We start from the raw sequence: 23,366 nt of genomic DNA on the forward strand, positions 1-23,366 counted from the left end.
GGACGATCCGGATTTTCTCTTCCGCCGAAAAACGACGCCGTGTCTTGCGCTGAATGTCGCGGACGACCTTCTCCGCGCTTTCTCCCTTTCCCATCGGATTCTCCTTCCGTTTGGGCCGGGAGTGTCTCTTATTTCATCGACATATTTGGTCCAACCGTCTCTGAACCCGAACACGACGGAACCGGCCTCACTTCGCGAAGAAGACCACGTCCGGTTCGTTCGCTTCCGCGTAGTCCGTCGTCAGGTAGTCCGCGTAGCGCTCGTCGCCACCGAGGTACCGCCCAAAGAACGCCGCCGCGTAGAGGTTCTGGACTCGAAGCGCGATGTTGATGTCGAGGGCCGGCGGCTCGCAGGTTTCTTCGTAGGGGCCGGTCAGGGCCGATGCCCCGATCGACGCCCAGGTGTCCTTGGTAATTCCGATCGAGATCAGCCAGTTCCCGATCTGGCAGATGTTTGCAAAGTGCGTGTGCGTCGCACCGACGGAATCCACTCGGAAGAGGTTCGGGGAACTCTCTGCGAGATCGAAGCTTCGAATCTGTTGTTCGAGAAGCGAGTCGAGCGTTCCACAAAGGAAGAGCGCGGGGAGCGTGAGGCGGCGGAGCTCGTCATCCGAAATCCGAGAGTTCGCGGCGGCAATCGGCATGATCGCGACCACGCGCGGGTCCGGCGCGAACACATCGTACCCGGTGGCGGCAGCGGTTGCCGTGAAGCCACCGAAGGAATGTCCGGCAACGCCGACCCTGGCCGTGTCGACGCGGCCCTCGAACGGGTCGCCCGCCGAATCGTTGCGCCGGCTCATGTAGTCGATGACCGCTGTGACGTCGGGGACGCGATCGGCGGCCGGGTCTGGCGAGCTGTTGTCGCCATTGATGTTCCCTGTGTGCTCGGGTGAGATCACCACGTACCCGTGGGTCGCGAGGTGCTCCATCAGTGGGACGGACTGGGTATTGATGCCCCCGAAGCCGTGCGAGAACACGATCAGCGGCCGCACACCCGACCCACCGGGCGCCGCGTCGCGGTACGCAAGCTCCGACGTGATTCCGGCTTCGCCCTGCAGCGCGTAGAGCGTGAACTCCGAGTCTCCGGCGTCGTCGATCGGGTACCAGATGTCGACCGGCAGACTTCGGCCGCCTCGAGCATCATCGATCACCACGTCTTCCGCGTGGCCCGCCATGTAGGGACCGGACTCCGCCGGCAGAGCGAGAGGCCCCATCGGTTGCGCGGGGCCCGTATCGCTCGCGGTTTGAGCCGAGTCACCGCAGGCCGCTAGGGCGAGCGCGGCCAACGCGAGAAGGAAATGAGATCCTTTTGCAGTCGAGTTCTTCACAAGCGATTCCTCCAAAACGATAGTGGCCCGAGGGCGAGCCCAACGGTTGTTTCGCAAGCTCCCAGGCGTGATGCAATCGGGACGCGCGGGCCTACCCTGCCCGCCCTAGGATCGGCGTAGGATCCCCAACCGGGCAACCGACTTTCGTCGACCCTCCGGCCCGGTGAGGGCCGGCCGGGCTCGCTCACGGGCCCCACACCTCGCGATCGCGTGAGAAGTACGCTCAAGATCGCCAAAACACCCGTCGAACGGTCGGTTGCCGAGCCAGAATCGCTCGACGTGCGGTGGAACACTTGGTTGACTCCGTGAATGCAGACACGAGAGTACGCCGACTTCGTCCTTCGGCAGCGCGACGATATTCCGGCGCTTTACGGCGAGGTCGATTTCTCGACGGTGCCCGAACGGCTCGACAGCGAGGCGGCGGTCGACGACGAGCGCTTCGCCAAGACGCGGTCGCAGGTTGCTCGTGTATTCGACAATCGGTCCATGAGGCAGAAAGAGGCGCACGCATACGTCCGATAAGGCGCCGTTAGGTCGCCTTGGAGCCAAAAAGGGGCTTCATGTCGGCTATCCGCTGGTGGAGCTGGACAAGTACTACGGTCCGTGGGGGCTTGAGCGGGCGCTTGGTCGCTTCGTGGAGCACTACAACCACCAGCTCTACCACGAGTCACTGGACAACGTGACGCCAGCCGATGCATATCATGGACGTCGCAAAGCGATCCTGTCGCGCGGCGAACAGATCAAGACGAAGACAATGGCTCCTCGTAAGCGGCAGAATCTACGCGCCGCGTAGGCAGGCAAACGTGCCGGAAGTGTCTCTAAAAAATCGACCCCGAAGATTCCGACTCAGCTGACGACGTACACCCCTTCCACACTCCCACCTCAACAGCCCTCCCTTCAACCCGCCCCCCATCCCGGCTGTCAGCCGCAAGGGACAAGCGACTCGAGCGAAATATCCTTCGTCGGCCCGGGGCCGGCGCGCCGCGGGGAGGACACCGCCGCCGGACGGCGGACTCCCGCGCAGGGGTAGGCTCCGGGGAGTCCGCTTCAGAGCTCCGGCTGGTGCTCTGAGGGGTGATGTCGCTCGAAGAGCGCTAGGTACTCAGCGAGTGTCGTTCGACCGTCATCGTTCGCGTCGAAGGTCTTGAAGCTGACCCCGTATAGGCCAAGGTTCGCCTCCTCGAACTCTTTGCTCGACAGAGCTCCGCTCCCGTCGGCGTCGGCCAGATTGAAAACTTGCTCCACCCGCGCACGCGCGTCGGGCCCCGCGTGCTCGAGGCCGATGGACGGCTCGGCCACGAGGACGATCGCCACGGCCAAAATCAGTTGGGCCTGTCTCATCGACGTGTATCCTCCGCGCTCCGAGCGCGCACCGAGGCCGTTGTTGGCCGGGAGTAGACCAGCGCATCTCGCGCGAGAATTGCGATCGATACGCCCACGGCGGTCGCCGTGAGCGCCAGCAACGGCTCCAGTCCCGTGAGACCCAGATCCAGTCGAACAAGAGAACTACCCATGATGGCGAAAACATTCATTTCGAACCTCCTTGCTGGTTGGAACGCTATGCCCGTTTTGCGCGAGGTCAATACACCTACTGCAAAATATCTCTTTTTATTAACTAATCTAATATCCCGAAGCGCATCGACACCTCTGGAGGTTCATCTCAAACTTGAAGAGAGGCACGACGGGCCGGCGCGCTCAGCGCGAGAAGCTCCACAAGCTCGCCAATCCTGTCCACCAGAGAGCTCGGCTCGGCTCGACCTCTGAGCGTCACGAGCCAGGCGACGAAGACAACCAATGCGAGCGCCATGTTCGGCGGCGGTGGAACGCCAGCTCCTGCCTTTCTCGATGCGGAACAGTTCGTCTATGGCGTCAAGCTCGAGAGCCCCTAGGATCGAGATATGACGCGCCCGACGACGAAATGGTCGGCCCTCGAGACGGCACGAACGGAACTCCTACCGCGCATTGATTCGCTTCAGCGCCTGTCAGAGTTCCTCGACGGGCACGAACGCGCCCGCTTCTTTCGCGAGATTGCAGATCTGATTCGGAGCGCAAACGAAACCGACGAACGGATGGAGCCGTTCATGCGTCTTTCCACCAACGCCTTCCAAGGGTTCACGGTATCGCCCCCCGAAGCGATCGTACTCGACGAGGTTCTGGAAACGGCCAGTAACGTTTCTGAGGTTCTGGCTCGGGACGACGCAGCCATCCACTGAAGAATCAGCTCCTCTCGCCCCGCAGCGAGAAGATCTTTCGACCCGATGCCTGAAGGCCACACCCTGCATAAACTCGCCCGAGACCTGTCTCGTGATTTCGTCGGGAAAACTGTGTCCGCGAGCTCGCCGCAAGGCAGGTTCAAAGAAGGCGCGGCGCGCATCGACGGGCGAAAACTGTCGGCCGCGGAGGCCTGGGGCAAGCATCTATTTCTTCGCTTCGGACGAACCCATGTGCACGTCCATCTGGGGCTCTTCGGAAGATTCCGTCGCCGAAGAATGCCGCCTCCCACACGGTGTGGTGCCGTGAGGCTACGTCTCGAGGATTCTCGCTGGATATGGGACCTTTCCGGCCCGACTGCGTGCGAGATTCTCTCCCTTCGTGAGCGGACCGCGCTCATCGACCGTCTCGGGCCGGACCCTCTGCGGTCCAACGCCGATCCTGACGCGGCCCTCGCGCGCATTGCTCAGAGTCGTCGCTCGATTGGCGCTCTGCTGCTGGACCAGTCGGTCATCGCCGGCATCGGCAATGTATACCGCGCAGAAGTTCTCTTCCTCGCCGGAATCCACCCGGAGCGAACCGGCCGCTCCCTTACCGACAGCGAGCGCGCAGATCTCTGGTCGCGCAGCGTCGCGCTACTCCGACGGGGCGCCGAACTCGGCCGGATCGTGACCGTGGACGAACCCGGTCGTACGAGCGGCGAACGGCTCTGGGTCTACAAGCGGCGCGTGTGCAAGCGCTGTTCTTCGCGCATTCGTTCGAGCACAATCGCGAGCCGTAAGATCTGGAATTGCCCACGATGTCAGCCAGCCGCGTGAGGATTCCGCCAGGGAACCCGTCTACGTCTTCGCGAACGCAGTTTCGGCCCTCGCGTTGCGAGAGCCGCAGGCTGCCTCTCCTTTCGACCGGGAAGGTTGGACGGACGCAGTCGCGTCTCGCCGGATTTCCGCCGACAGGGGAGGCAACCTGAAAGACGTTCTCGCGACGCTACTCCGGAAGAAGTACGGCATCGATCACATGGATGACGCCGTTCGACGCGAGGACATCGGCCGCGACTACGTTCGCGTCGTTTACGCGCACGGCCCCACCCGACTCGGTAATCGCAACTGTCTGTCCATTCAGGCGCTCGGCCGATCCCGCCGCGATCGCGTCGGAAGCCCTCACCTCCGCGCCAAGCACCTGGTAGGTCAGGATCGCGGTCCGCGTCTCGATGTTCTCTGGCAGGAGGAGTTTTTCCTCTCCTCAATCTTTTTTCTGTGCAGGCCTCCCTGCCGTCACGGGATCGAAGGCTACGTGCATTCTCGAGACCGACAACAGAAGTAAGTGGAGCGCGCGCCGCCCTCGCAACAAAGAGAAGCACTTCGTGGTGAAAAGGGTTCTCTACGAAGATCGGCGCGCCGACCAGGTGGTTCTCGAGGCGGTCCACTCCGGTCGCAGCTATCGGATGCCATGGCGGGACCTCGCCGACTCTGATCGCTGGCAGCCGGGTTGGGTGTGAAGCCGTCGGGGTAGCACCAGATTCTATTGATTCCATATTCTTATATTTAGATTCAGCTTTTTTTAAACAAACTTATCTTGCAGCTTCGCGGAAGCGGCCTACGGTCGAAAAAGCGATGCAAGTCTTTCACCGCAGCACGAACGTCCTGTCGCGAGTGACTCTCTTCGGCGGATTGTTCATCCTCGTTGCCGCCGTTTACCTCCTCGCGACGGTGAATCGCTCGCCTTGGGTCTCTCGCCAGGGGATCGCGCGAGAGCAGCCCATCCAGTTCAGCCACAAGCATCACGCAGGCGAGCTCGGGATCGATTGCCGCTACTGCCACACCACGGTGGAAGAGCTCGCGTACGCCGGCATGCCGCCCACCCAAACCTGCATCAACTGTCACTCACAAATTTGGAGCGACAGCCCCTACCTCGAGCCCCTCCGTTCGAGCTGGCGCGACGCAACACCCATCGAGTGGACGAAGGTCTATGACCTTCCCGGCTACGTGTACTTCGACCACAGCGTGCACGTTGCGAAAGGCGTGGGCTGCACTTCCTGTCACGGCAATGTCGACGAACAGAACGTCCTCTGGCAGGAGCCATCGCTGCACATGGAATGGTGCCTCGGCTGCCACCGTGAGCCGGAGAAATTCGTTCGGCCCAGAAGCGAAGTTTTCAACATGAACTGGGAGCCCCCGACCAACCAACTTTCCCTGGGGCTGAGCCTGATCGAGCTGAACGACATCGATCCACGGGAGGATTGCGGTGCCTGCCATCGTTGACAACGAATCGAAGACGCCCCGGCTCGACCTCGACCAGATCCGAGCCCGTCTCGAAGGAACCTCTGGCCCAACTTACTGGAGAAGTCTCGACGAGCTCGCGGGTAGCCCAGAGTTCGAGGACTTCCTTCATGCCGAGTTTCCTCGGCAGGCGGCCGCCCTGCCCGACGCCTCCTCAGGTGTGGCGCGAAGAGAGTTTCTGAAACTCCTGGGAGCGTCGCTCGCGTTCGCTGGAGCCGCCGCGTGCACCCGCCAACCCGCGGAGAAGATCGTGCCCTCCGTGAAGGCCCCTGAAGACACGCCCGGTCGCCCACTGCAGTTCGCGACCGCGATGCCGGCAGCGGGATACGGTACCGGCCTACTCGTGCAGAGCCACGAGGGCCGACCGACGAAGATCGAAGGCAACCCAGAGCACCCGGCCAGCCTCGGAGCAACCGACATCTTCGGCCAAGCCTCGATCCTCACCCTCTACGACCCCGATCGCTCGCAGGTCCTTCGCCAAATCAACGAGGTCTCTTCCTGGAACGGCTTCATGTCCGAGATCGCCACCATTCTCGAGGCGCAGGAAAAGAGCGAAGGAGAGCGACTCCGGTTCCTCCTCGGAACAGTGACCTCGCCAACTGTCGCCGCCCAGCTGGAGCGACTGCGCGAGCGCTATCCGCGGGCCGGCTTTCATTTTTGGGAACCAACGAATCGCGACAACACGCACGCAGGCGCGGCTCTCGCTTTCGGAGATCCGGTCGACCAAGTCCTCCATCCGGAAAAGGCGGAGCTACTACTCTCCCTGGACGACGACTTCCTCGGCACCGGCCCAGAGCACCTTCGCCACATTCGAGAATGGTCGAAGCGCCGGCGACCGGCCGGAAAAGACTTTACAGGCACCCGGCTCTACATCGCGGAGAGCACCTACACGGTCACCGGGTCCGTGGCAGACGAGCGTCTCGCGCTGCGCGCCACGGACGTCGGAGTCATCGCGCACGCGATCGCCTCCCGTCTCGGTCTCGGCGTCGACGCCCCTGATCTCTCGGAGAGAGAGAACGCATGGGTCGAGGCTGTCGCGCGAGACCTCCAAACGCACCGCGGGCGCGGTGCCGTCGTCGTCGGGGAGAACCAACCGCCAGCCGTGCACGCCCTTGCCTGGGCCATGAACGAGCGACTTGGAAACATCGGAGAGGCGATCGAAACGATCGAGCCCGTCGCCGCCTCCGCCCCAGCGCAATGGACGTCGATCTCAGAACTCGCCGGTGACATGCACGCCGGTCGGGTCGACGTCCTGTTCGTTCTGGAGTCGAATCCGGTTTACGACGCACCCGCGGAGCTCGACTTCGCCGCAGCCCTCGAGCGCGTACCCCACGCCATCCACCTGGGGCTCTACGACGATGAGACCGCACACCTCTGCCGCTGGCACGTCCCGGCGGCACACTACCTGGAGGCTTGGGGCGACGTGCGAAGCGGCGACGGAACCGTCTCTCTGCAGCAGCCGCTGATCGCGCCCCTCTACCAGGGCAAGAGCACTCTCGAGATACTGGCCCTCGCGCTCGGCCTCTCCCAGCCCTCAGGATACGCCGTACTACGCGAGCATTGGAAGAACACGTGGAAGACGAGTGACTTCGAAGCTCGCTGGCAGCGGGCCCTGCGTGACGGGACGGTTGCAGGCTCTCGTTCTGTATCGCGTCGGTTCGCCTTGCGCAGCGACCTCGGCGGCGCGCTTCGCAATCTACCCAAACGAACCAAAGAGGGACTCGAGGTCGCCTACCGCATGCACCCGACGGTCGGCGATGGGCGCTTCGCGAACAACGGATGGCTCCAGGAGTGCCCCACGCCACTTGCCAAGCTGACCTGGGACAACGTCGTTCTTCTGGCACCCAGCACGGCGGAACAGCTCGACGTCCAGAACGGTGACCTCCTCGAGGTCACAACGCCCGGCGGGCGGGTGGAAGGGCCGGCCTGGATCCTGCCCGGCCAACCGGCGGGAAGTCTAGGCTTGCAGTTCGGGTACGGCCGGACGCGTGCGGGCAACGTCGGAACGAAGCGCGGCTTCAACGTGTACCCTCTCCGCACTTCGACGGCCCCCTGGTTCGCCGAGAGCACTGGTGTTCGAAAGGTCGGAAAGAGCCAAACCCTCGCGTGCACCCAGCATCACGGAACACTGGAAGGGCGACACATCGTCCGGTCGGGATCCGTCGCGGAGTACAATCGCGATCCCGCGTTCGCGCAACACCTGGTTCACGAGCCGGCGGTCGACGACACCCTGTATCCAAATCACAAATACGACGGACACGCTTGGGGCATGGCCATCGATCTAAACGCCTGCGTTGGCTGCAACGCCTGCCTCGTGGCCTGCCAGTCCGAGAACAACATCCCGGTAGTCGGGCCCGAACAAGTCGCGATGGGCCGCGAGATGCACTGGCTCCGTGTCGATCGGTACTGGACGGGAGACCTCGACGAACCGGAAGCGCACTACCAGCCAATGCTCTGCCAGCACTGCGAGCAAGCGCCCTGCGAGGTCGTGTGTCCGGTGAACGCGACCGTACACGACAGCGAAGGTCTGAACCTGATGGTGTACAACCGCTGCGTCGGCACGCGGTACTGTTCGAACAACTGCCCCTACAAGGTACGTCGCTTCAACTTCTACCTTTATTCGGATTGGGACACGGAGAGCCTCAAGCTCCAGCGAAATCCCGACGTGACGGTACGCAGTCGCGGCGTAATGGAGAAGTGCACGTACTGCATTCAGAGAATCAACCGCGGCCGAAATGAAGCTCGAAAGGACGGGCGACAGGTTGCCGACGGCGAGGTCGTGACCGCCTGTCAGCAGGTCTGCCCGGCAGAGGCGATCGTCTTCGGAGACATCAACGATCCGGAAAGCCGCGTCGCGAAGCGAAAAGCCGACCCGCGAAACTACTCGGTGCTCGCCGACCTGAACACGCGCCCCCGCACGACGTATCTCGCCTCCGTGAAGAACCCGAATCCCGCGCTCGAGGACAAAGACGAGGATCGAGGCCACTCTTGAACGGCAACGGACAGAACGAGGCTGCGTCTGTCGTCGCACCGGGAGAGATCATTGGCCCCGGACAAACTCTGGGATCCGTCACGGACAAGATCGCCTCCGTGGTTTTGGTCGAGCGCGTACCGCGTGGCTGGTGGATCGGCTTCGGAATCTCACTCGCCCTCCTTCTGCTGTTGATCACCTCACTGGGGGTGCTCTTCGCCTACGGCACAGGCGTCTGGGGAGTGAACGTCCCGGTGGGCTGGGGCTTCGCAATCATCAACTTCGTGTGGTGGATCGGCATCGGCCACGCCGGAACGTTGATCTCCGCAATCCTGCTTCTGTTCCGTCAGCAGTGGCGAACCTCGATCAACCGCTTCGCCGAGGCGATGACGCTGTTCGCGGTTGCCTCCGCCGGTCTGTATCCGATCCTGCACCTGGGCCGACCCTGGCTCGCTTACTGGCTCTTTCCCTACCCGAACACGATGGGAATGTGGCCGAACTTCCGATCCCCACTGATCTGGGACGTGTTCGCGGTCTCGACCTACGCGACTGTCTCGTTCCTGTTCTGGTTCGTCGGGCTGATCCCGGATCTCGCAACGCTGCGCGATCGTTCCGAGTCGCTCGCAGGAAAGAAGATCTACGGCATCCTCGCGATGGGCTGGCGCGGGTCCGCCACTCATTGGCATCGCTACGAGACCGCCTACCTGCTGCTCGCTGCCCTCTCGACACCACTTGTCGTATCGGTCCACACGATCGTGAGCTTCGACTTCGCCGTCTCTGTGATTCCGGGATGGCACGCCACGATCTTCCCACCGTACTTCGTCGCGGGTGCGATCTTCTCCGGTTTCGCGATGGTCGCTACCATCGCGATTCCTCTTCGCTGGGCCTACGGCCTCGAGAACTTCATCACGATGAAGCACCTCGACAACATGGCGCGCGTCATGCTCGCGACGGGGTTGATCGTGGCCTACGGCTACATGATGGAGGCGTTCTTCGCCTTCTACAGCGCCAACCTTTTCGAGCGCTCGATGATGCTGCTTCGATTCGAGGGGCCGTACTCCGACGCGTACTGGGCACTCATTCTCTGCAATGTGCTCATCCCTCAACTCCTCTGGTTCAAACGCGTGCGAGCGAATACGCTCTTGCTCTTTGCGATCGCGATCGTCGTCAACATCGGCATGTGGCTGGAACGGTACGTGATCGTCGTGACGAGTCTCTCGAACGACTTCCTTCCGTCCTCTTGGAGCGAGTACTCGCCTACCTTCTGGGACATCGCGCTCTACGTCGGTTCGTTCGGCCTCTTCGGGACACTGCTCTTCCTGTTCATCCGCTTCCTTCCCATGATCTCGATCTTCGAGATGCGCACTCTCGTTCCTGAAGCGGAGGTCGAGAAGGAAGAACCGGAGACTGCTCGATGAACGCGAAAAAGCACTACGGGATCATCGCCGAGTTCACGAACGTGACCTCTCTCGTTCGCGCCATCGAAGAGGCACGCGGCGCCGGCTACCGCGACATGGACGCGTATACGCCGTATCCGGTCGAAGAGGTGTCCGAAGCCCTGGGCCACCACCGCTCCATCCTTCCTCTTCTCGTTCTGTGCGGGGGAATTCTCGGGGCCGCGGGCGGCTTCGCCCTCCAATACTGGACCTCTGTGATCGACTACCCACTGAACGTCGGAGGAAGGCCCTACAACAGTTTCATCTCGTTTATCCCGGTCGTATTCGAATGCACGATTCTGGTGGCGGCGCTCGTGACGGTTTTCGGAATGCTCGCCCTGAACGGGCTTCCGCGACCTCATCACCCGATCTTCAACGCGAAGGACTTCGCGCTCGCGAGTCGCGACCGCTTCTTCCTCTGTCTCGAATCCACCGATCCGAAGTTCGATCTGACTGAAACGCGCGCCCTGCTCGAGGGCCTCGACGCGCACGCCGTGAGTGAAGTCGATGCGTAGACTCTTTGCCTACTCCATTGTCACGTTGGCACCGCTCCTGCTGCTGGGCGGCTGTCGGCAAGACATGCACGATCAGCCGCGTTACGAGCCGAACAGCGCCAGCGCGTTCTTCCCGAACGGAACCTCCGTACGACCACTGGTCGAGGGAGTCGTGGCACGCGGAACCGTATTGGACGATCCCGCCCGTACGACCGGCAAGGTCGACGAAGAGCCGGTGATGCGAAACCCCATCCCGGTCGATGAAAAACTGCTCGAGCGGGGCCGGGAGCGGTACGGCATCTACTGCACGCCGTGCCATGGAGCCATCGGCGACGGGAACGGCATGATCGTTCAGCGCGGCTACCGCCGACCTCCGAGTCTTCACCAGGAACGGATCATCGCATCGCCCGACGGCTACCTCTTCGATGTGATCACGAACGGGTACGGCGTGATGCCGGCGTATCGAGCACAGGTACCAGTCGATGACCGCTGGGCGATCGTCGCCTACATGCGCGCGCTCCAACTGAGCCAGACCGCCGAGCTCGAACGACTCCCCCCGGTCGACCGGCGCGCCCTCCTCGCTTCCGGAGGTGAGCCGTGACCGAACTCGCACCACTACGCCACCGCGCCCTTCGCATCGGGCTCCTCGCCACGATTGCGTGCATCGCCGGAGCCATCTACGACCCGGAGCAGGCGGTCCGTTCGTACCTGATCGGTTACCTGTTCTGGCTCGGGATCGCGCTTGGAGCGCTCGCCATCCTCGCGATCCACTTCCTGGCAGGGGGTGCCTGGAGCGCGGTCCTTCGACGGCCCCTGGAGGCGGCGACACGCACCTTTCCGCTCCTCGCCCTTCTCTTCCTGCCGCTCGCGGCGGGGACAACGACTCTCTACGAGTGGGCCCATCCGGGGGTGATGGAGCACGACCCCATCCTCGCGGCGAAGGCCTCGTATCTGAACGTTCCCTTCTTCTACCTACGCGCGGCGCTCTACTTCTCGGCCTGGATCCTACTCTCCTTTTTCCTCAACCGGCTGTCGATCGCGGAGGACGAGAACGCCGACCCGAAAGCCACGCAGCGCCTCGAGATGCTGGGACGCGGAACGCTCGTCGTCTACGGACTTACCACGACGTTCGCCTCAATCGATTGGGTGATGTCGCTGGAGCCCCATTGGTTCTCCATGATCTTCGGTCTCCTGATCATGGGGGAGCAGGTGCTGTCGGCCTTCACGTTCGCGATTCCTGTCCTCCTCTACCTTCGGTGGCGCGGATGGATCGGCGACGTCGTGAAGCCTCAGCAGATGCGGGACCTCGGGAGCTTCTTGCTCGCGTTCGTGATGATCTGGGCCTACCTCTCGCTCTCTCAGTTGTTGATCATCTGGTCGGCCAACTTGCCGGAGGAGATCAGCTGGTATCTGCGTCGGTCGACGGGCGGATGGAAGCTTCTCGCAACAGCTCTCGTCCTCTTCCACTTCGCCGTCCCCTTCTTCGTGCTGCTCTCTCGCAACGCAAAGACACACGCCGTCGTTCTCGGTGGCGTGGCGCTGTGGATCTTGTTCGGTCGCTGGATCGAACTCGTGTTGCTGATTGTGCCCTCCTACGAGACCACCGGCTTCACCCTCCACCCGATGGACCTCGCCACCCCGGTTGCCGTTGGCGGCGTGTGGCTTTGGGCCTACCTCGGACATCTCGGGCGCCACCCGCTCATCCCGCGCAACGACCCGTCGCTCTCGGAGAATAGTCCATGAGCCACGAAAGAGACGCCATCGCGGCAAGGCCGATCTACATCGGTCTGGGAGCTCTTCTGTTGCTCGTCGTTCTCGGCTGGGCCATCCCGACGTGGCTCGAAGTGCGGCTGGTCGACGAGCGAACCGCCAAGCTCCCGCCGGCGAACCCTTTGACAGAGGTCTACGGACGCAAGGTGCCGCCCGCGCCCCGTCTCCAGGTAAATCCCGACCGCGACATCGCAGCACTTCGGGCGGCCGAAAGAGAACGGCTGGATCACTACGGCTGGCTCGACCGAGCGACCGGGCGAGCCCACATTCCCATCGAGAGAGCCATGGAGCTCCTCGCCGAAGGCTACTCCGTACACCCGTCAAGAGATCCGAGACCGGCGGTATCGACCGCAGAATCCGAGCTGGGAGATACACCATGAACCGCACTCTCTGTATCGCTCTCTTCTCCGCCTCCCTTCTCGCGCTGGCCACCGTCGCCGTCGCCCAGCCGACCGGTGCCAGGCGCAGCATCCTTTCTTTGCCGGAGATGGGTCGCCCCGCAATTCTGCGGGACGTTGCCTTCGATCAACGACTCGGCGACTACGTTCCTCTTGATGTCGAACTGACCGACGAACAGGGGTTGCCCGTAACGCTCGGGGACTACCTCGGAAAACGCCCGATCGTTCTCCTTCCGGCGTACTACAGCTGTCCGATGCTTTGCCCACTCACCATCGAGGGGGCCGCACGCGCACTGAAGACGCTCCCCTTCGATGCCGGTACGGAGTTCGACGTTGTCGTCTTCAGCTTCGACCCCGAAGACACCACCAAGAGTGCCGCGAGACAGAAGACCACGGCCGTGGCTCGCTACGGGCGAGAAGATGGCACGGGCTGGCACTTTCTTACGGGAACGCCAGACTCGATCGAGAGACTCACCAAGGCGATTGGCTACCGCTACGCCTTGGACGAGAAGAGCGGAGAGTACGCCCACCCGGCCGGCCTCGTCGTCCTCACGCCGACCGGCCAGATCTCGCGCTACCTGTTCGGACTCGATCCGAGCCCCCGCGACTTGCGGCTCGCACTCGTCGAATCGTCTGAGGAGAAAATCGGGAGTCCGGTCGACCAAGTACTTCTCTTCTGCCTGCAGTACGACCCGAAACACGGGAAGTACAGCGCGGTCGCGCTCGACTCGATGCGGCTCCTCGCGGCGGCCACCGTGGCCGGCCTCGGGCTCTTCATCGGTGCCGCCCTCTGGCGGGAGCGCCGGAAGCCGAAGGGGGGAACGTGATGCCCGAACTTCGGCTCTTTCCCGAGCAAGCGTCAACCATGGCAGGCCAGGTGGACCAGCTCTACTGGTTCATCACAGGCGTGAGTGGCTTCTTTGCGGTTCTCGTCGCCTCGCTGATTCTGTTCTTCGCAGTCCGCTACCGCAAGAAACCCGTTCGCACGGAACGGCCACAGACCAAGAGCGTTCTCGGCCTCGAACTCACATGGACGATCATCCCCTTCCTCATCTCGATGGTGATGTTCGTCTGGGGCGCGCAAATCTTCATCGCGATGAGGGAACCTCCGCCCGACGCGCTTCAGGTGTTCGCCGTAGGCAAGAGGTGGATGTGGAAGGTTCAACACCTCGAAGGCCGGCGGGAGATCAACGAACTGCATGTACCCGTCGGTCAAGCCGTGAAAGTGACCCTGACCTCGGAAGACGTGATCCACAGCTTCTACATCCCGGCATTTCGCGTGAAGCAGGACGCGGTACCGGGCCGTTACACGGAGTTCTGGTTCGAGGCGACGACCCCCGGCACATACCACCTCTTCTGCTCGGAATTCTGTGGCAGTCAGCACGCACGCATGATCGGACAGGTCGTCGCCATGGCGCCGGCCGATTACCAAGCCTGGCTTTCGGGCACGGAACGCGGCGCTCCCCAGCTCACGATGATGGAGGCCGGAGAGCGGTCTTTCGTCGAGTTGGGATGCAAGTCATGTCACCAGAGCGGGGACAGTGGACGCGGCCCAACCCTGGCCGGACTCGCCGGCAGCGTCATTGAAATGTCGGATGGAACGCGACGCGTCGCCGACGCCGCCTACCTGCGAGAAGCCATCCTACGACCGCAGGCGAGCGTCCGCGCTGGCTACCAGCCGATCATGCCTACCTTCCAGGGGCTGATCAGCGAAGATCGGGTTCTCGAGCTGATCGCGTACATCGAATCTCTCGAGGAGCCGGCGCCAACCGTCGTCGCGGACGGAATACGCACCGAGGAGGACAACACATGGACGCGATGAGCCCTGAGCAGTCGTCCGAGAACTACCTGAACGTCGACTACGGCGTTTGGTCGTGGCTCGCGACCAAAGATCACAAACGAATCGGCCTCCTCTACTTGGTCGGCATCACCGTCATGTTCGGACTCGGCGGCCTCGCCGCCCTCGCCATCCGCCTCGAGCTCCTCACGCCTGGCGGCGACCTCATGGGCGACGACACCTACAACAAGATGTTCACCACACACGGTGTCATCATGATCTTCTTCTTTCTGGTACCCTCAATTCCGGCGGTACTGGGAAACTTCCTTCTGCCGCTGATGATCGGCGCCCGAGACCTCGCCTTCCCGCGCCTGAACCTCGCCAGCTGGTACATCTACATGCTCGGCGCCGGTGTCACTCTCGCAGCGATCCTGACGGGTGGAATCGATACCGGCTGGACGTTCTACACGCCGTACAGCACCGAAGGTTCGAATACGAACGTCACGATGGCCGCCCTGGGGATCTTCATCGCCGGCTTCTCGTCGATTCTGACCGGGCTCAACTTCCTCGTCACGATTCACCGAATGCGCTGCCCGGGGCTCACGTGGTTCCGCCTCCCCCTATTCGTCTGGGCGATGTACGCAACCAGCATCATCTTCATCCTCGGGACCCCCGTGATCGCGATCACCATCCTGCTCGTGGCGGTCGAGCGAGCGTTGGACATCGGGATCTTCGACCCAGCCCTCGGCGGAGACCCCATCCTCTTCCAGCATCTCTTTTGGTTCTACTCCCACCCGGCCGTGTACATCATGATCCTCCCGTCGATGGGTGTCGTAAGCGAGATCATCACTTGCTTCTCGCGTAACCGAATTTTCGGCTACACGTTCATTGCGGTCTCGAGCCTTGCAATCGCCCTTCTCGGATTTCTCGTCTGGGGTCATCACATGTTCGTTGCGGGGCAGTCCACGAATGCAGGGCTCATCTTCTCCTTCTTGAGTTTTGCCGTAGCGATTCCTTCGGGCGTGAAGGTGTTCAACTGGACAGCGACGCTCTACAAGGGGTCCATCAGCTTCGAAGCACCGATGGTCTACGCACTGGGCTTCATCGGACTCTTCACGATCGGCGGGCTCACGGGACTGTTCCTCGCATCCCTGGGCGTCGACGTTCACCTGACGGACACCTACTTCATCGTGGCGCACTTCCACTACATCATGGTGGGTGGGGCCGCGATGGCGTACCTCGGCGCCTTGCACTTCTGGTGGCCGAAGATCAGCGGGCGGCTCTACTCCGAGGCTCTCGCTCGTATCTCCGCCGTGCTCGTCTTTCTCGGCTTCAACCTGACCTTCTTTCCCCAGTTCCTCCTGGGCTATCTCGGAATGCCGCGGCGCTATCACGTCTACCCGCCCGAGTTTCAGGTACTGAACGTCTTCTCGACCGCCGGCGCGTCGATTCTGGGCATCGGGTACCTGCTGCCCCTGATCTATCTGGTCTGGTCGATGCGCTATGGACCTCGCGCGTCGAGCAACCCGTGGAATGCAGCCGGACTCGAGTGGACGACTTCGTCCCCGCCGCCGGCGCACAACTTCACAACGACCCCCGTCATCGACGGCGACGCGTACGACTACGTGCGGATTGACTCGGACTCCAGTCATCGTGAGGTCGCCTGACGTGTCCTCTCCGGAGACGCACCCCGTCGCGCATCAGTTCGATGACGCCGAACAGCAGTTCGAGGCTTCGACCCTCGGCATGTGGATTTTCCTGCTTACCGAGGTCATGTTCTTCGGCGGAATCCTCGTGGCCTATGCCGTGTACTTCGTTTCTTTCACCGAGGCTTTCGAGGACGCGAGCAATCACCTCTCCCTCGGCCTTGGAGCGCTCAATACCCTCGTTCTGCTGACGAGCAGCCTCACGATGGCCCGGGCCGTCCACGCGGCCCAAGCCGAGACGCGTCAAGCGCAATTCAAATGGCTCGGGATGACAATTCTTCTCGGGCTCGCGTTTCTCACGGTCAAAGCGTTCGAATACAGCTCAAAGTTTGCGGAGGCACTGGTACCGGGCGACCACTTCGGTTTCTCGGGACCCCACGCCGCGCAGCACGAACTGTTCATGTCGTTCTACTTCGCGCTGACGGGCCTGCACGCCGTACACATGATCATCGGCATCGCGATTCTAAGTGTACTCTTGCTGATGGCGCGACAAGATCGGTTTCGCCACGACTACTTCACGCCGGTCGAAATGACGGGACTCTATTGGCACTTCGTAGATCTCGTATGGATCTTCCTCTTTCCCATGCTGTATTTGCTGGGACGCCACTAGGAGAACGTCGTGTCACACTACGTCATTCCCGTCTCCACCTACAGCCGCACCTTCGCTAAGCTCATCGCACTCACGGCGCTCACGATCGCTATGGCCCTGGTCGACCTCGGAGCATGGAACACCATCGCGGCCCTCACGATCGCTGCCACGAAGGCCGGGCTCGTCTGCTTCTACTTCATGGGATTGAGGTGGGCGAACCGGCTGATACGCGTTTCGTTCGTCGTGTCCCTGGCTGGAGTCGTGATTTTGTTCGGAGGTGTTCTGAACGACGACCTGACTCGCAGAACGAAGACCTATCTGCCGGCAGAAACGCGCGGTCTCGTCCGAGACTTCCGGGTGCAGGGGCTGGACGGCCTGATCCCTCGAACGCCGGAAGCGCAGACCCAGGAGGACGAGTCTGCGGTGCATTGAGTCGCGCCCGCGACCAGGAACGATCATGACAAAGCCCGAGCAACTCCCTCTTGCCACAGCCGGGCCGGACCCCCACGGCCCCGTTCGAGAGAGGATCCAAGTCCTTCGAGGAGGAACACGTCTCGAAGGCGAGTTCATTCTGTACTGGATGCGCACGGCCGTGCGTGCGCACGAGAATCCAGCGCTCGACGCCGCCCTCCTTGCTGCGGAAGCCTATGACCGGCCGGTGTTCGTCTATCACGCGCTATCGGAGAGATACCCCTTCGCATCCGACCGTCATCACCGTTTCATCTTGGAAGGAGCTCGTGATGTGCAGCTCGAGTTCCAGCGACGATCCATCGGATACGCCTTCCATCTCGAGCGACCGGGGCACCGGTCTCATGCTCTGAAGCAGCTGGCCACACGCGCCGCTCTCGTCGTCACGGAGGACTTCCCGACGCCTCCAATGCGTCAATGGCTCGATGCGCTCGTCGCCTCCTGCGATGCGCCGGTATGGACGGTCGACACCGCGTGCGTCGTGCCGATGCGCCTCGTCCCGGGCAAGCCGGATCGAGCGTTCGCATATCGGAACCGAACCCGCTCCCTCCGAGAGGCTCGCGTCGGAAGACCATGGGTCGATGCCCCCTCGCCGGGCTCGCCTTTCGTTCCCGACGAGCTGCCGTTCGAACCCGTGGATCTGGAGAGAGAGACGCTCGGAGCGCTCATCGGCGCATGTGAGATCGACCACGGCGTGGCTCCGGTCCCCGAGACGCCCGGGGGCAGCACGGCCGGCTACCGACGATGGCAGGCGTTTCTCGAACGAGATCTCGACCGCTACAGCGCGAAGCGCAACGATCCGTGCGCCGGCGCCACGAGCCGGATGTCCGCCTACCTGCACTATGGACACGTTTCACCGATGCGCCTCGCCCGCGAAGCAGCTGCGCACAGATCTGCGGGTGCTCGGAAGTTCCTCGACGAACTTCTCGTCTGGCGAGAGCTTGCGTACACATGGTGTTGGCACGAACAGAAGATGGAAGAACTTTCGGCCCTCCCCCACTGGGCGCAGAACACGCTCGTCGAGCATCACGACGTGCCCCGTAGCGGGCTGTCTTGGGAACGACTCGCACGCGGCCGGAGCGGCGACGCGCTCTGGGATGCCGCGCAAACGTCACTCCTCGTTCATGGCGAGCTGCACAACAACCTGCGGATGACCTGGGGCAAGGCGATTCCGCCCTGGCGTCCAGACCCGAAGTCAGCCCTGGAGATGCTCCTCGACCTCAATCACCGCTACGCTCTGGATGGTAGAGATCCGGCGTCGTACGGCGGTCTCCTGTGGTGTCTGGGGCTCTTCGATCGCCCCTTTCCCGAAGCGAAAACGGCACTCGGCACGATTCGAAGTCGCTCGACCCGCAGCCAGGAAAGACGGATCGACACGGCGGCCTATCTGCGCAAGGTCGAGAGACCTCGCGCCAGCTTCAACCCGAAGATCGCCGTGATTGGAGGCGGCATCGCCGGACTCGCTTGTGCCCGAACCCTTCAGGACCATGGGCTTTCTGTCGTCGTCGTCGACAAGGGCCGGGGGCCCGGCGGTCGCACCTCTTCGCGGCGCACCCCCCAAGGGCACGTCGATCACGGCGCACAGTTCTTCCACGCACGCGGGGAGAGCCTGAGGCGGTATGTTCGGTCCTGGGCCGAGGATGGAATCGCAGCCGCCTGGGACGCGAGATTTCTCGGCCCCTCGGAGAAGGGGGCCTTCGTAGAGCGCCACGACGAGGAGGTGCGTTGGGTTGGCACCCCATCGATGAGCGCTATTGCGCGGCACCTCGCCAGCGAGCTCGACGTGCGCCGTGACCAGCGAGTTCTCCGCCTCGAGCGCCATTTGGACGGCTGGCGGCTGGAGACCTCCGACGATGTGCTCGGCCCCTTCGACCAGGTCGTCCTTTCGCTTCCCGCAAGGCAGACGGCCTCGTTGTTGACTGACGGCGCTCTACGCGAGCGGCTCGCCTCCGTCCGTTACGCCCCTTGCCTCGCCGTCGCGACGAAGTTTCCGGTCGGACTCGACCTCGGGTTCGATGCGGCCCGGTTTGGCCCCGAGGAGCCTCTATCCTGGGTCGCCCGCGACGCGAGCAAGCCCCGCCGGACCGACGAGGGATGGTGGATCCTGCACGCGGCGCCCGATTGGTCACGCGACCATCTTGAACGGGACCCCGACGAGAACACCCGAGATCTTCTGGCGTGCTTCGCGGAGCGATTTGATTCGCCGCCGCCGGACGAGACGTTCGCGCATCGTTGGCGCTATGCTCTCGTCGAGACCCCGCTGGGGGAACCTTGCCTGGCGGACCCCGAGGCCGGCTGGATCGTCTGCGGCGATGGGTGTCTCGGCGGGCGCCTGGAAGCCGCCTGGGACAGCGGGATCGCCGCCGCGGGACGTCTACTGGGCGAGCCGCCCGAAACCGCCGCCCAGGGTGTGCCCGGCCAATGAAGCGAACGCACAAACGAACGCAGACCGTCGCGAAACCGACGGGAACGCTGGCGATCGTGCTCGGCGATCAGCTGAACCGGGATGCCGAGATCCTTCGACGGCTCGATCGCGAACGCGACGTCGTCCTCATGATGGAGGTCCGAGCGGAGTCACTCGCACCCAGAAGCCATCGCCAGCGAACCGCTTTGTTCCTTTCGGCAATGCGCCACTTCGCCAAGGAGTTGCGCGCTCGAGGTTTCTGCGTGCGATACGTCGAACTCGATGACGAGGCCAACACACAAACGCTCGCCGGCGAGATCGACCGTGCGATCGAAGAGTTGAGCCCGCGCGCGCTCGCATGGACCGAACCAGGCGATATCCGCGTTCGCATCGACCTCAACGCCTGCGCAGAACGGGCGAACCTGAAGCCTACGGTGCTTCCGGACGGACATTTCCTTACCTCGATCGAGACGTTTGCGGATTGGGCGAAGGGGCGTCGCCGGCTACGGATGGAGGACTTCTACCGCTGGCAAAGACGTCGCCTCGAAGTCCTCGTCGAAGAGAACGGCCAGCCACGGGGCGAGCAGTGGAACTTCGATGCGAACAATCGGCGTCCATTCGGTAAGCGCGGGCCGGAGGGGCTGCCTCCGAAGCGCCGCAGGCAACCGGACGCGATCACGCAGTCGGTGCTCGCCCTCGTGGAACGAGAGCTTCCGGAACTACCGGGACAATCGGAGAACTTTGATTGGCCCGTCACGCGCCGACAGGCTCTCCTCGCTCTGCGCCAGTTCATTCGCAACCGTCTCTCGTCCTTTGGCCGCTACCAAGACGCGATGTGGTCCGGCGAACCCACACTGTTTCATTCTCTGCTCTCCACCTCTCTGAACCTGAAGCTCCTCGGCCCCAGCGAGTGCGTCGATGCCGCGGTGGACGCTCTCGATGCCGGAGAAGCACCCATCGAAAGCGTCGAGGGTTTCGTGCGGCAGATCATCGGGTGGCGCGAGTTCGTCCGAGGAATCTACTGGCTCGAGGGCCCAGGCTATCGGGATCGGAACGCCCTTGGCGCAGACCGCCCGCTCCCCCACGCCTACTGGACCGGACAAAGCGACATGAACTGCCTGGCGACGGCCGTCGGAGAAGTGCTCGATCGAGGTTACGGACATCACATCCAGCGACTGATGGTGACGGGGAACTTCGCCCTCTTGGCCGGAGTCGAGCCACGGGCAGTGAACGACTGGTACCTGGGCATGTTCGTGGACGGAGTCGATTGGGTTACGGCACCGAACGTCGTTGGGATGGCGCTCCACGCCGATGCTCGGCCCGGCTCGACGGAGGGCGTCCTCGGCTCGAAGCCGTACGCGGCGAGCGGGCGATACATCGACCGGATGAGCAACTACTGCCGATCCTGTCGGTTCGATCCGAAGAAACGCATCGGGCCGGAGGCATGCCCCTTCAACGCCCTGTATTGGGACTTTCTGTCCCGGAACCGAACGCCTTTCCGGGCAAACCCCCGCATGGCGCTCGCGATGAAGAATCTGGACAGAATCCCGGTCGAGGAACTAGACGAGATTCGCCGCCTAGCGCGAACGATCCGCCAACGGCTGAGCGCCGACGACCTGCGGACCACGTAGTGATCATCGAGTTGGTTCGTTCCGCTCAGGCTCGTCCACTCGCGACCGCAGTGAACTCGATGGTCGTGGAGAACGCGTGAAGATCGAGGAGCTGCCGAGCCTGTTCGCCGACTGCTGGTTTTGGGGGCACGGACGTCGGGGACTCGGCGCCCACCGCCTCGATCATCTCGATTGACACGACACGGTCGAACGTTCCAAGTCATCACCATTCAAGACCAGGCGTTCGAGCGTGCGAAGAACACCGTGGACTTCATCAAGCGCTACATCTTTCCCGGAGGCTGCATGTCCTCGCTCTCCGCGCTGCTCCAGCCCTCCGTGCGGTCCAGCTCGATGAAGCTCGTACACCTGGAAGACTTCACACCGCGCTACGCCGAAACACGGCGTCGGTGGAGATCAGGGTTTCTCGGCAACCTGGGCCGCGTACGCCAGCTCGGATTCTCCGAGGAGTTCAGCCGCATGTGGGAATTCTATCTCTGCTCCTGTGAGACCGGCTTCGAGGAGCGCTACATCGGTGACATCCAGGTTCTGATGGCGAAGCCGGAAAACCGGAGTAGACCGATTCTTCCAGCCCTCTCCTGACCGTGGAGGAACGACTCGGCTGCTCAAAGCCCTGCCGATTCCCGCTTGGCACGGCTCAATGCCGGCGTAGGCTAGAACTGTGAACGGTTCTGACTACGAGCCAAATCAACTCGAAGTTCTCCTTCGCGCAACGCGCTTGCGCGCACAGTTCCCTCGCGCGCCTCTCGACTATTTCGCGCATTCACTCGCCTACGAGCTCGACATGAAAGCCGAGGACATCCTGAAAATCTTGAGATTCGCATGGGGCATCACGGGGCAGGGTTCTCATGCATCATGAGAATCTACGCGCGGTACAGTCCCACCGAGAGCAGGCGTGACTCGTGACGAGACGAAATGCCTGAATGCTCTCTGATTCAGGGAGCGAACCGGGGCATCGGTCACGCGCTCGCTCGAGCCCTCCTGTCCAAACCAGAGGTCGGGACGGTGTATGCAACCTGCCGAGACCCGGAGAACGCAATCGAGCTTCGTGCTCTCTGCAATGATCCGCGTCTGGTCATCCTCCGGCTCGACGTCACCCGCGAGACCACGATCGAAGCAGCCGCCGCCCGCGTTCGAGCCGGGTCGGGCCGTCTCGACCGGCTCATCAATGTCTCGGGCGTTCTCCACGATGAGACGGGTATCGCTCCAGAGAAGCGTCTCGATGCGATCTCGGGCGATAGTCTCCAGAAAGTGTTCGCGGTAAATGCCTTTGGCCCGCTGCTCGTAATGAAACATTTCCATCCTCTGATTCGGCACGAAGGCCGCGCCGTGCTCGCGAATGTCTCGGCCCGCGTCGGAAGCATCACGGACAACCGACTCGGTGGGTGGTACGGGTACCGCGGCTCGAAGGCGGCACTGAACATGTTCACGCGAACCGCCGCGATCGAACTCGGACGACGTGCTCCCAACGCGATCGTCGTCGCCATACATCCGGGTACGGTCGACACCGGGATGTCACGCCCGTTTCAGCGGGGAGTTCCTCCTAAGAAGCTCTTCGCCCCCCCCCGAGCGGCAGAGCAAATCCTCGACGTGCTGGCCCGACTCCGGCCGGAGCAGTCCGGTAGCTTCCTGGCCTGGGACGGCTCGGAGATCCCGTGGTGACGCGCCAGGGCTGCGAGACCTCGACGCTGGGTTTGAGGTTCACTCGACTTCGGCCGCCCTCTGTTCGAGATCGAAGTCGGGTGTTCCCACGGTCACGATCCCCAGATACCCGTCGATCGTGACGTAGTCGTCCGTACGAAGGAGCCGCATCGCAAACGAGCACTTCACCCTGCTTGAACCGTCCGAGATCGTCGCGGCTCCGAACGAGGCGGACTGTCCCCGCAGCCAAACCTGTGGGCCGAGCCG

The 23,366-nt window shown here is 62.7% G+C and carries 26 protein-coding genes; 21 read left to right on the forward strand and 5 right to left on the reverse strand.

From position 1 onward, the window contains the following. Nucleotides 1-187: 187 nt before the first annotated feature. A complete protein-coding gene (locus tag P8R42_21585; GenBank protein MDG2307191.1) occupies nucleotides 188-1,327 on the reverse strand; it encodes an alpha/beta fold hydrolase in 1,140 nt (379 codons plus the stop codon). Between the two features lie 309 nt (nucleotides 1,328-1,636). Between P8R42_21585 and P8R42_21590 the strand changes: the two genes are divergently transcribed. Beyond that, a complete protein-coding gene (locus P8R42_21590) occupies nucleotides 1,637-1,849 on the forward strand; it encodes a hypothetical protein (GenBank protein MDG2307192.1) in 213 nt (70 codons plus the stop codon). Nucleotides 1,850-1,904: 55 nt separating this feature from the next. Further along, the gene (locus tag P8R42_21595) at nucleotides 1,905-2,120 is read left to right on the forward strand and encodes a transposase (protein MDG2307193.1); all 216 of its coding nucleotides are present in this window, start codon (nucleotides 1,905-1,907) and stop codon (nucleotides 2,118-2,120) included. A 254-nt stretch (nucleotides 2,121-2,374) separates the two neighbouring features. On the opposite strand, the gene P8R42_21600 is transcribed toward P8R42_21595, so the two are convergent. Next, nucleotides 2,375-2,668: a hypothetical protein gene (locus tag P8R42_21600; protein MDG2307194.1), complete on the reverse strand. Its 294-nt coding sequence runs from the start codon at nucleotides 2,666-2,668 to the stop codon at nucleotides 2,375-2,377. Next, complete coding sequence (locus P8R42_21605) at nucleotides 2,665-2,859, reverse strand: hypothetical protein (protein MDG2307195.1); 195 nt, start codon at nucleotides 2,857-2,859, stop codon at nucleotides 2,665-2,667. The genes P8R42_21600 and P8R42_21605 overlap by 4 nt, the downstream gene beginning before the upstream one ends. A gap of 366 nt (nucleotides 2,860-3,225) precedes the next feature. Between P8R42_21605 and P8R42_21610 the strand changes: the two genes are divergently transcribed. Both P8R42_21610 and P8R42_21615 read left to right on the forward strand, forming a co-directional pair. Continuing rightward, on the forward strand, nucleotides 3,226-3,540 hold the full coding sequence (locus tag P8R42_21610) for a hypothetical protein (GenBank protein MDG2307196.1): 315 nt from the start codon (nucleotides 3,226-3,228) through the stop codon (nucleotides 3,538-3,540). A gap of 45 nt (nucleotides 3,541-3,585) precedes the next feature. Then, the gene (locus P8R42_21615; GenBank protein ID MDG2307197.1) at nucleotides 3,586-4,356 is read left to right on the forward strand and encodes a DNA-formamidopyrimidine glycosylase family protein; all 771 of its coding nucleotides are present in this window, start codon (nucleotides 3,586-3,588) and stop codon (nucleotides 4,354-4,356) included. A 169-nt stretch (nucleotides 4,357-4,525) separates the two neighbouring features. Here the strand turns inward: P8R42_21615 and P8R42_21620 are convergent, their stop codons facing one another. Then, nucleotides 4,526-4,750, reverse strand: coding sequence for a fasciclin domain-containing protein (locus P8R42_21620; GenBank protein MDG2307198.1), 225 nt, complete (start codon nucleotides 4,748-4,750; stop codon nucleotides 4,526-4,528). Between the two features lie 85 nt (nucleotides 4,751-4,835). Between P8R42_21620 and P8R42_21625 the strand changes: the two genes are divergently transcribed. From P8R42_21625 to P8R42_21695, 15 genes are all read left to right on the forward strand, one after another. Further along, entirely contained in the window at nucleotides 4,836-5,036 is a 201-nt protein-coding gene (locus P8R42_21625; GenBank protein ID MDG2307199.1) for a TIGR02450 family Trp-rich protein, read from the forward strand. A gap of 115 nt (nucleotides 5,037-5,151) precedes the next feature. Then, complete coding sequence (locus P8R42_21630) at nucleotides 5,152-5,799, forward strand: cytochrome c3 family protein (GenBank protein ID MDG2307200.1); 648 nt, start codon at nucleotides 5,152-5,154, stop codon at nucleotides 5,797-5,799. Then, nucleotides 5,783-8,809, forward strand: a complete 3,027-nt coding sequence (locus tag P8R42_21635) for a TAT-variant-translocated molybdopterin oxidoreductase (protein ID MDG2307201.1) — start codon at nucleotides 5,783-5,785, stop codon at nucleotides 8,807-8,809. Before P8R42_21630 ends, P8R42_21635 begins: the two co-directional genes overlap by 17 nt. Next, nucleotides 8,806-10,206, forward strand: coding sequence for a polysulfide reductase NrfD (gene nrfD / locus P8R42_21640; protein ID MDG2307202.1), 1,401 nt, complete (start codon nucleotides 8,806-8,808; stop codon nucleotides 10,204-10,206). Before P8R42_21635 ends, nrfD begins: the two co-directional genes overlap by 4 nt. Beyond that, nucleotides 10,203-10,739: a DUF3341 domain-containing protein gene (locus P8R42_21645; protein ID MDG2307203.1), complete on the forward strand. Its 537-nt coding sequence runs from the start codon at nucleotides 10,203-10,205 to the stop codon at nucleotides 10,737-10,739. Before nrfD ends, P8R42_21645 begins: the two co-directional genes overlap by 4 nt. Then, nucleotides 10,732-11,319, forward strand: coding sequence for a cytochrome c (locus tag P8R42_21650; protein MDG2307204.1), 588 nt, complete (start codon nucleotides 10,732-10,734; stop codon nucleotides 11,317-11,319). Before P8R42_21645 ends, P8R42_21650 begins: the two co-directional genes overlap by 8 nt. Next, nucleotides 11,316-12,461, forward strand: coding sequence for a hypothetical protein (locus P8R42_21655; protein MDG2307205.1), 1,146 nt, complete (start codon nucleotides 11,316-11,318; stop codon nucleotides 12,459-12,461). The genes P8R42_21650 and P8R42_21655 overlap by 4 nt, the downstream gene beginning before the upstream one ends. Next, nucleotides 12,458-12,868 (forward strand): hypothetical protein, encoded by a 411-nt coding sequence (locus tag P8R42_21660; GenBank protein ID MDG2307206.1) that lies wholly within the window; start codon nucleotides 12,458-12,460, stop codon nucleotides 12,866-12,868. The genes P8R42_21655 and P8R42_21660 overlap by 4 nt, the downstream gene beginning before the upstream one ends. Then, the gene (locus P8R42_21665; GenBank protein MDG2307207.1) at nucleotides 12,865-13,713 is read left to right on the forward strand and encodes an SCO family protein; all 849 of its coding nucleotides are present in this window, start codon (nucleotides 12,865-12,867) and stop codon (nucleotides 13,711-13,713) included. The genes P8R42_21660 and P8R42_21665 overlap by 4 nt, the downstream gene beginning before the upstream one ends. Beyond that, entirely contained in the window at nucleotides 13,713-14,708 is a 996-nt protein-coding gene (gene coxB / locus P8R42_21670; protein ID MDG2307208.1) for a cytochrome c oxidase subunit II, read from the forward strand. Before P8R42_21665 ends, coxB begins: the two co-directional genes overlap by 1 nt. Then, the gene (ctaD, locus tag P8R42_21675) at nucleotides 14,696-16,330 is read left to right on the forward strand and encodes a cytochrome c oxidase subunit I (GenBank protein MDG2307209.1); all 1,635 of its coding nucleotides are present in this window, start codon (nucleotides 14,696-14,698) and stop codon (nucleotides 16,328-16,330) included. Before coxB ends, ctaD begins: the two co-directional genes overlap by 13 nt. Nucleotide 16,331: 1 nt before the next feature. Continuing rightward, nucleotides 16,332-16,979 carry a cytochrome c oxidase subunit 3 family protein gene (locus P8R42_21680; protein MDG2307210.1) on the forward strand — a complete coding sequence of 216 codons (648 nt, stop codon included), beginning with the start codon at nucleotides 16,332-16,334 and terminating at the stop codon, nucleotides 16,977-16,979. 9 nt (nucleotides 16,980-16,988) lie between these two features. Further along, nucleotides 16,989-17,390, forward strand: a complete 402-nt coding sequence (locus tag P8R42_21685; GenBank protein MDG2307211.1) for a cytochrome C oxidase subunit IV family protein — start codon at nucleotides 16,989-16,991, stop codon at nucleotides 17,388-17,390. 25 nt (nucleotides 17,391-17,415) lie between these two features. After that, the gene (locus tag P8R42_21690) at nucleotides 17,416-19,851 is read left to right on the forward strand and encodes an FAD-dependent oxidoreductase (GenBank protein ID MDG2307212.1); all 2,436 of its coding nucleotides are present in this window, start codon (nucleotides 17,416-17,418) and stop codon (nucleotides 19,849-19,851) included. Further along, a complete protein-coding gene (locus tag P8R42_21695; GenBank protein MDG2307213.1) occupies nucleotides 19,848-21,461 on the forward strand; it encodes a cryptochrome/photolyase family protein in 1,614 nt (537 codons plus the stop codon). The genes P8R42_21690 and P8R42_21695 overlap by 4 nt, the downstream gene beginning before the upstream one ends. 25 nt (nucleotides 21,462-21,486) lie before the next feature. Here P8R42_21695 and P8R42_21700 read toward each other — a convergent pair whose 3' ends face one another. Continuing rightward, complete coding sequence (locus tag P8R42_21700; GenBank protein ID MDG2307214.1) at nucleotides 21,487-21,639, reverse strand: hypothetical protein; 153 nt, start codon at nucleotides 21,637-21,639, stop codon at nucleotides 21,487-21,489. Here P8R42_21700 and P8R42_21705 point away from each other — a divergent pair. Together P8R42_21705 and P8R42_21710 are read left to right on the forward strand one after the other, a co-directional pair. Beyond that, entirely contained in the window at nucleotides 21,633-22,040 is a 408-nt protein-coding gene (locus tag P8R42_21705; GenBank protein ID MDG2307215.1) for a class I SAM-dependent methyltransferase, read from the forward strand. The two genes, P8R42_21700 and P8R42_21705, sit on opposite strands and share 7 nt — an antisense overlap. 333 nt (nucleotides 22,041-22,373) lie before the next feature. Next, entirely contained in the window at nucleotides 22,374-23,120 is a 747-nt protein-coding gene (locus P8R42_21710; GenBank protein ID MDG2307216.1) for an SDR family oxidoreductase, read from the forward strand. The last annotated feature ends 246 nt before the right edge of the window (nucleotides 23,121-23,366 follow it).

It is taken from the genome of Candidatus Binatia bacterium, assembly GCA_029243485.1.
Taxonomy (GTDB): Bacteria; Desulfobacterota; Binatia; order UBA12015; family UBA12015; genus VGTG01.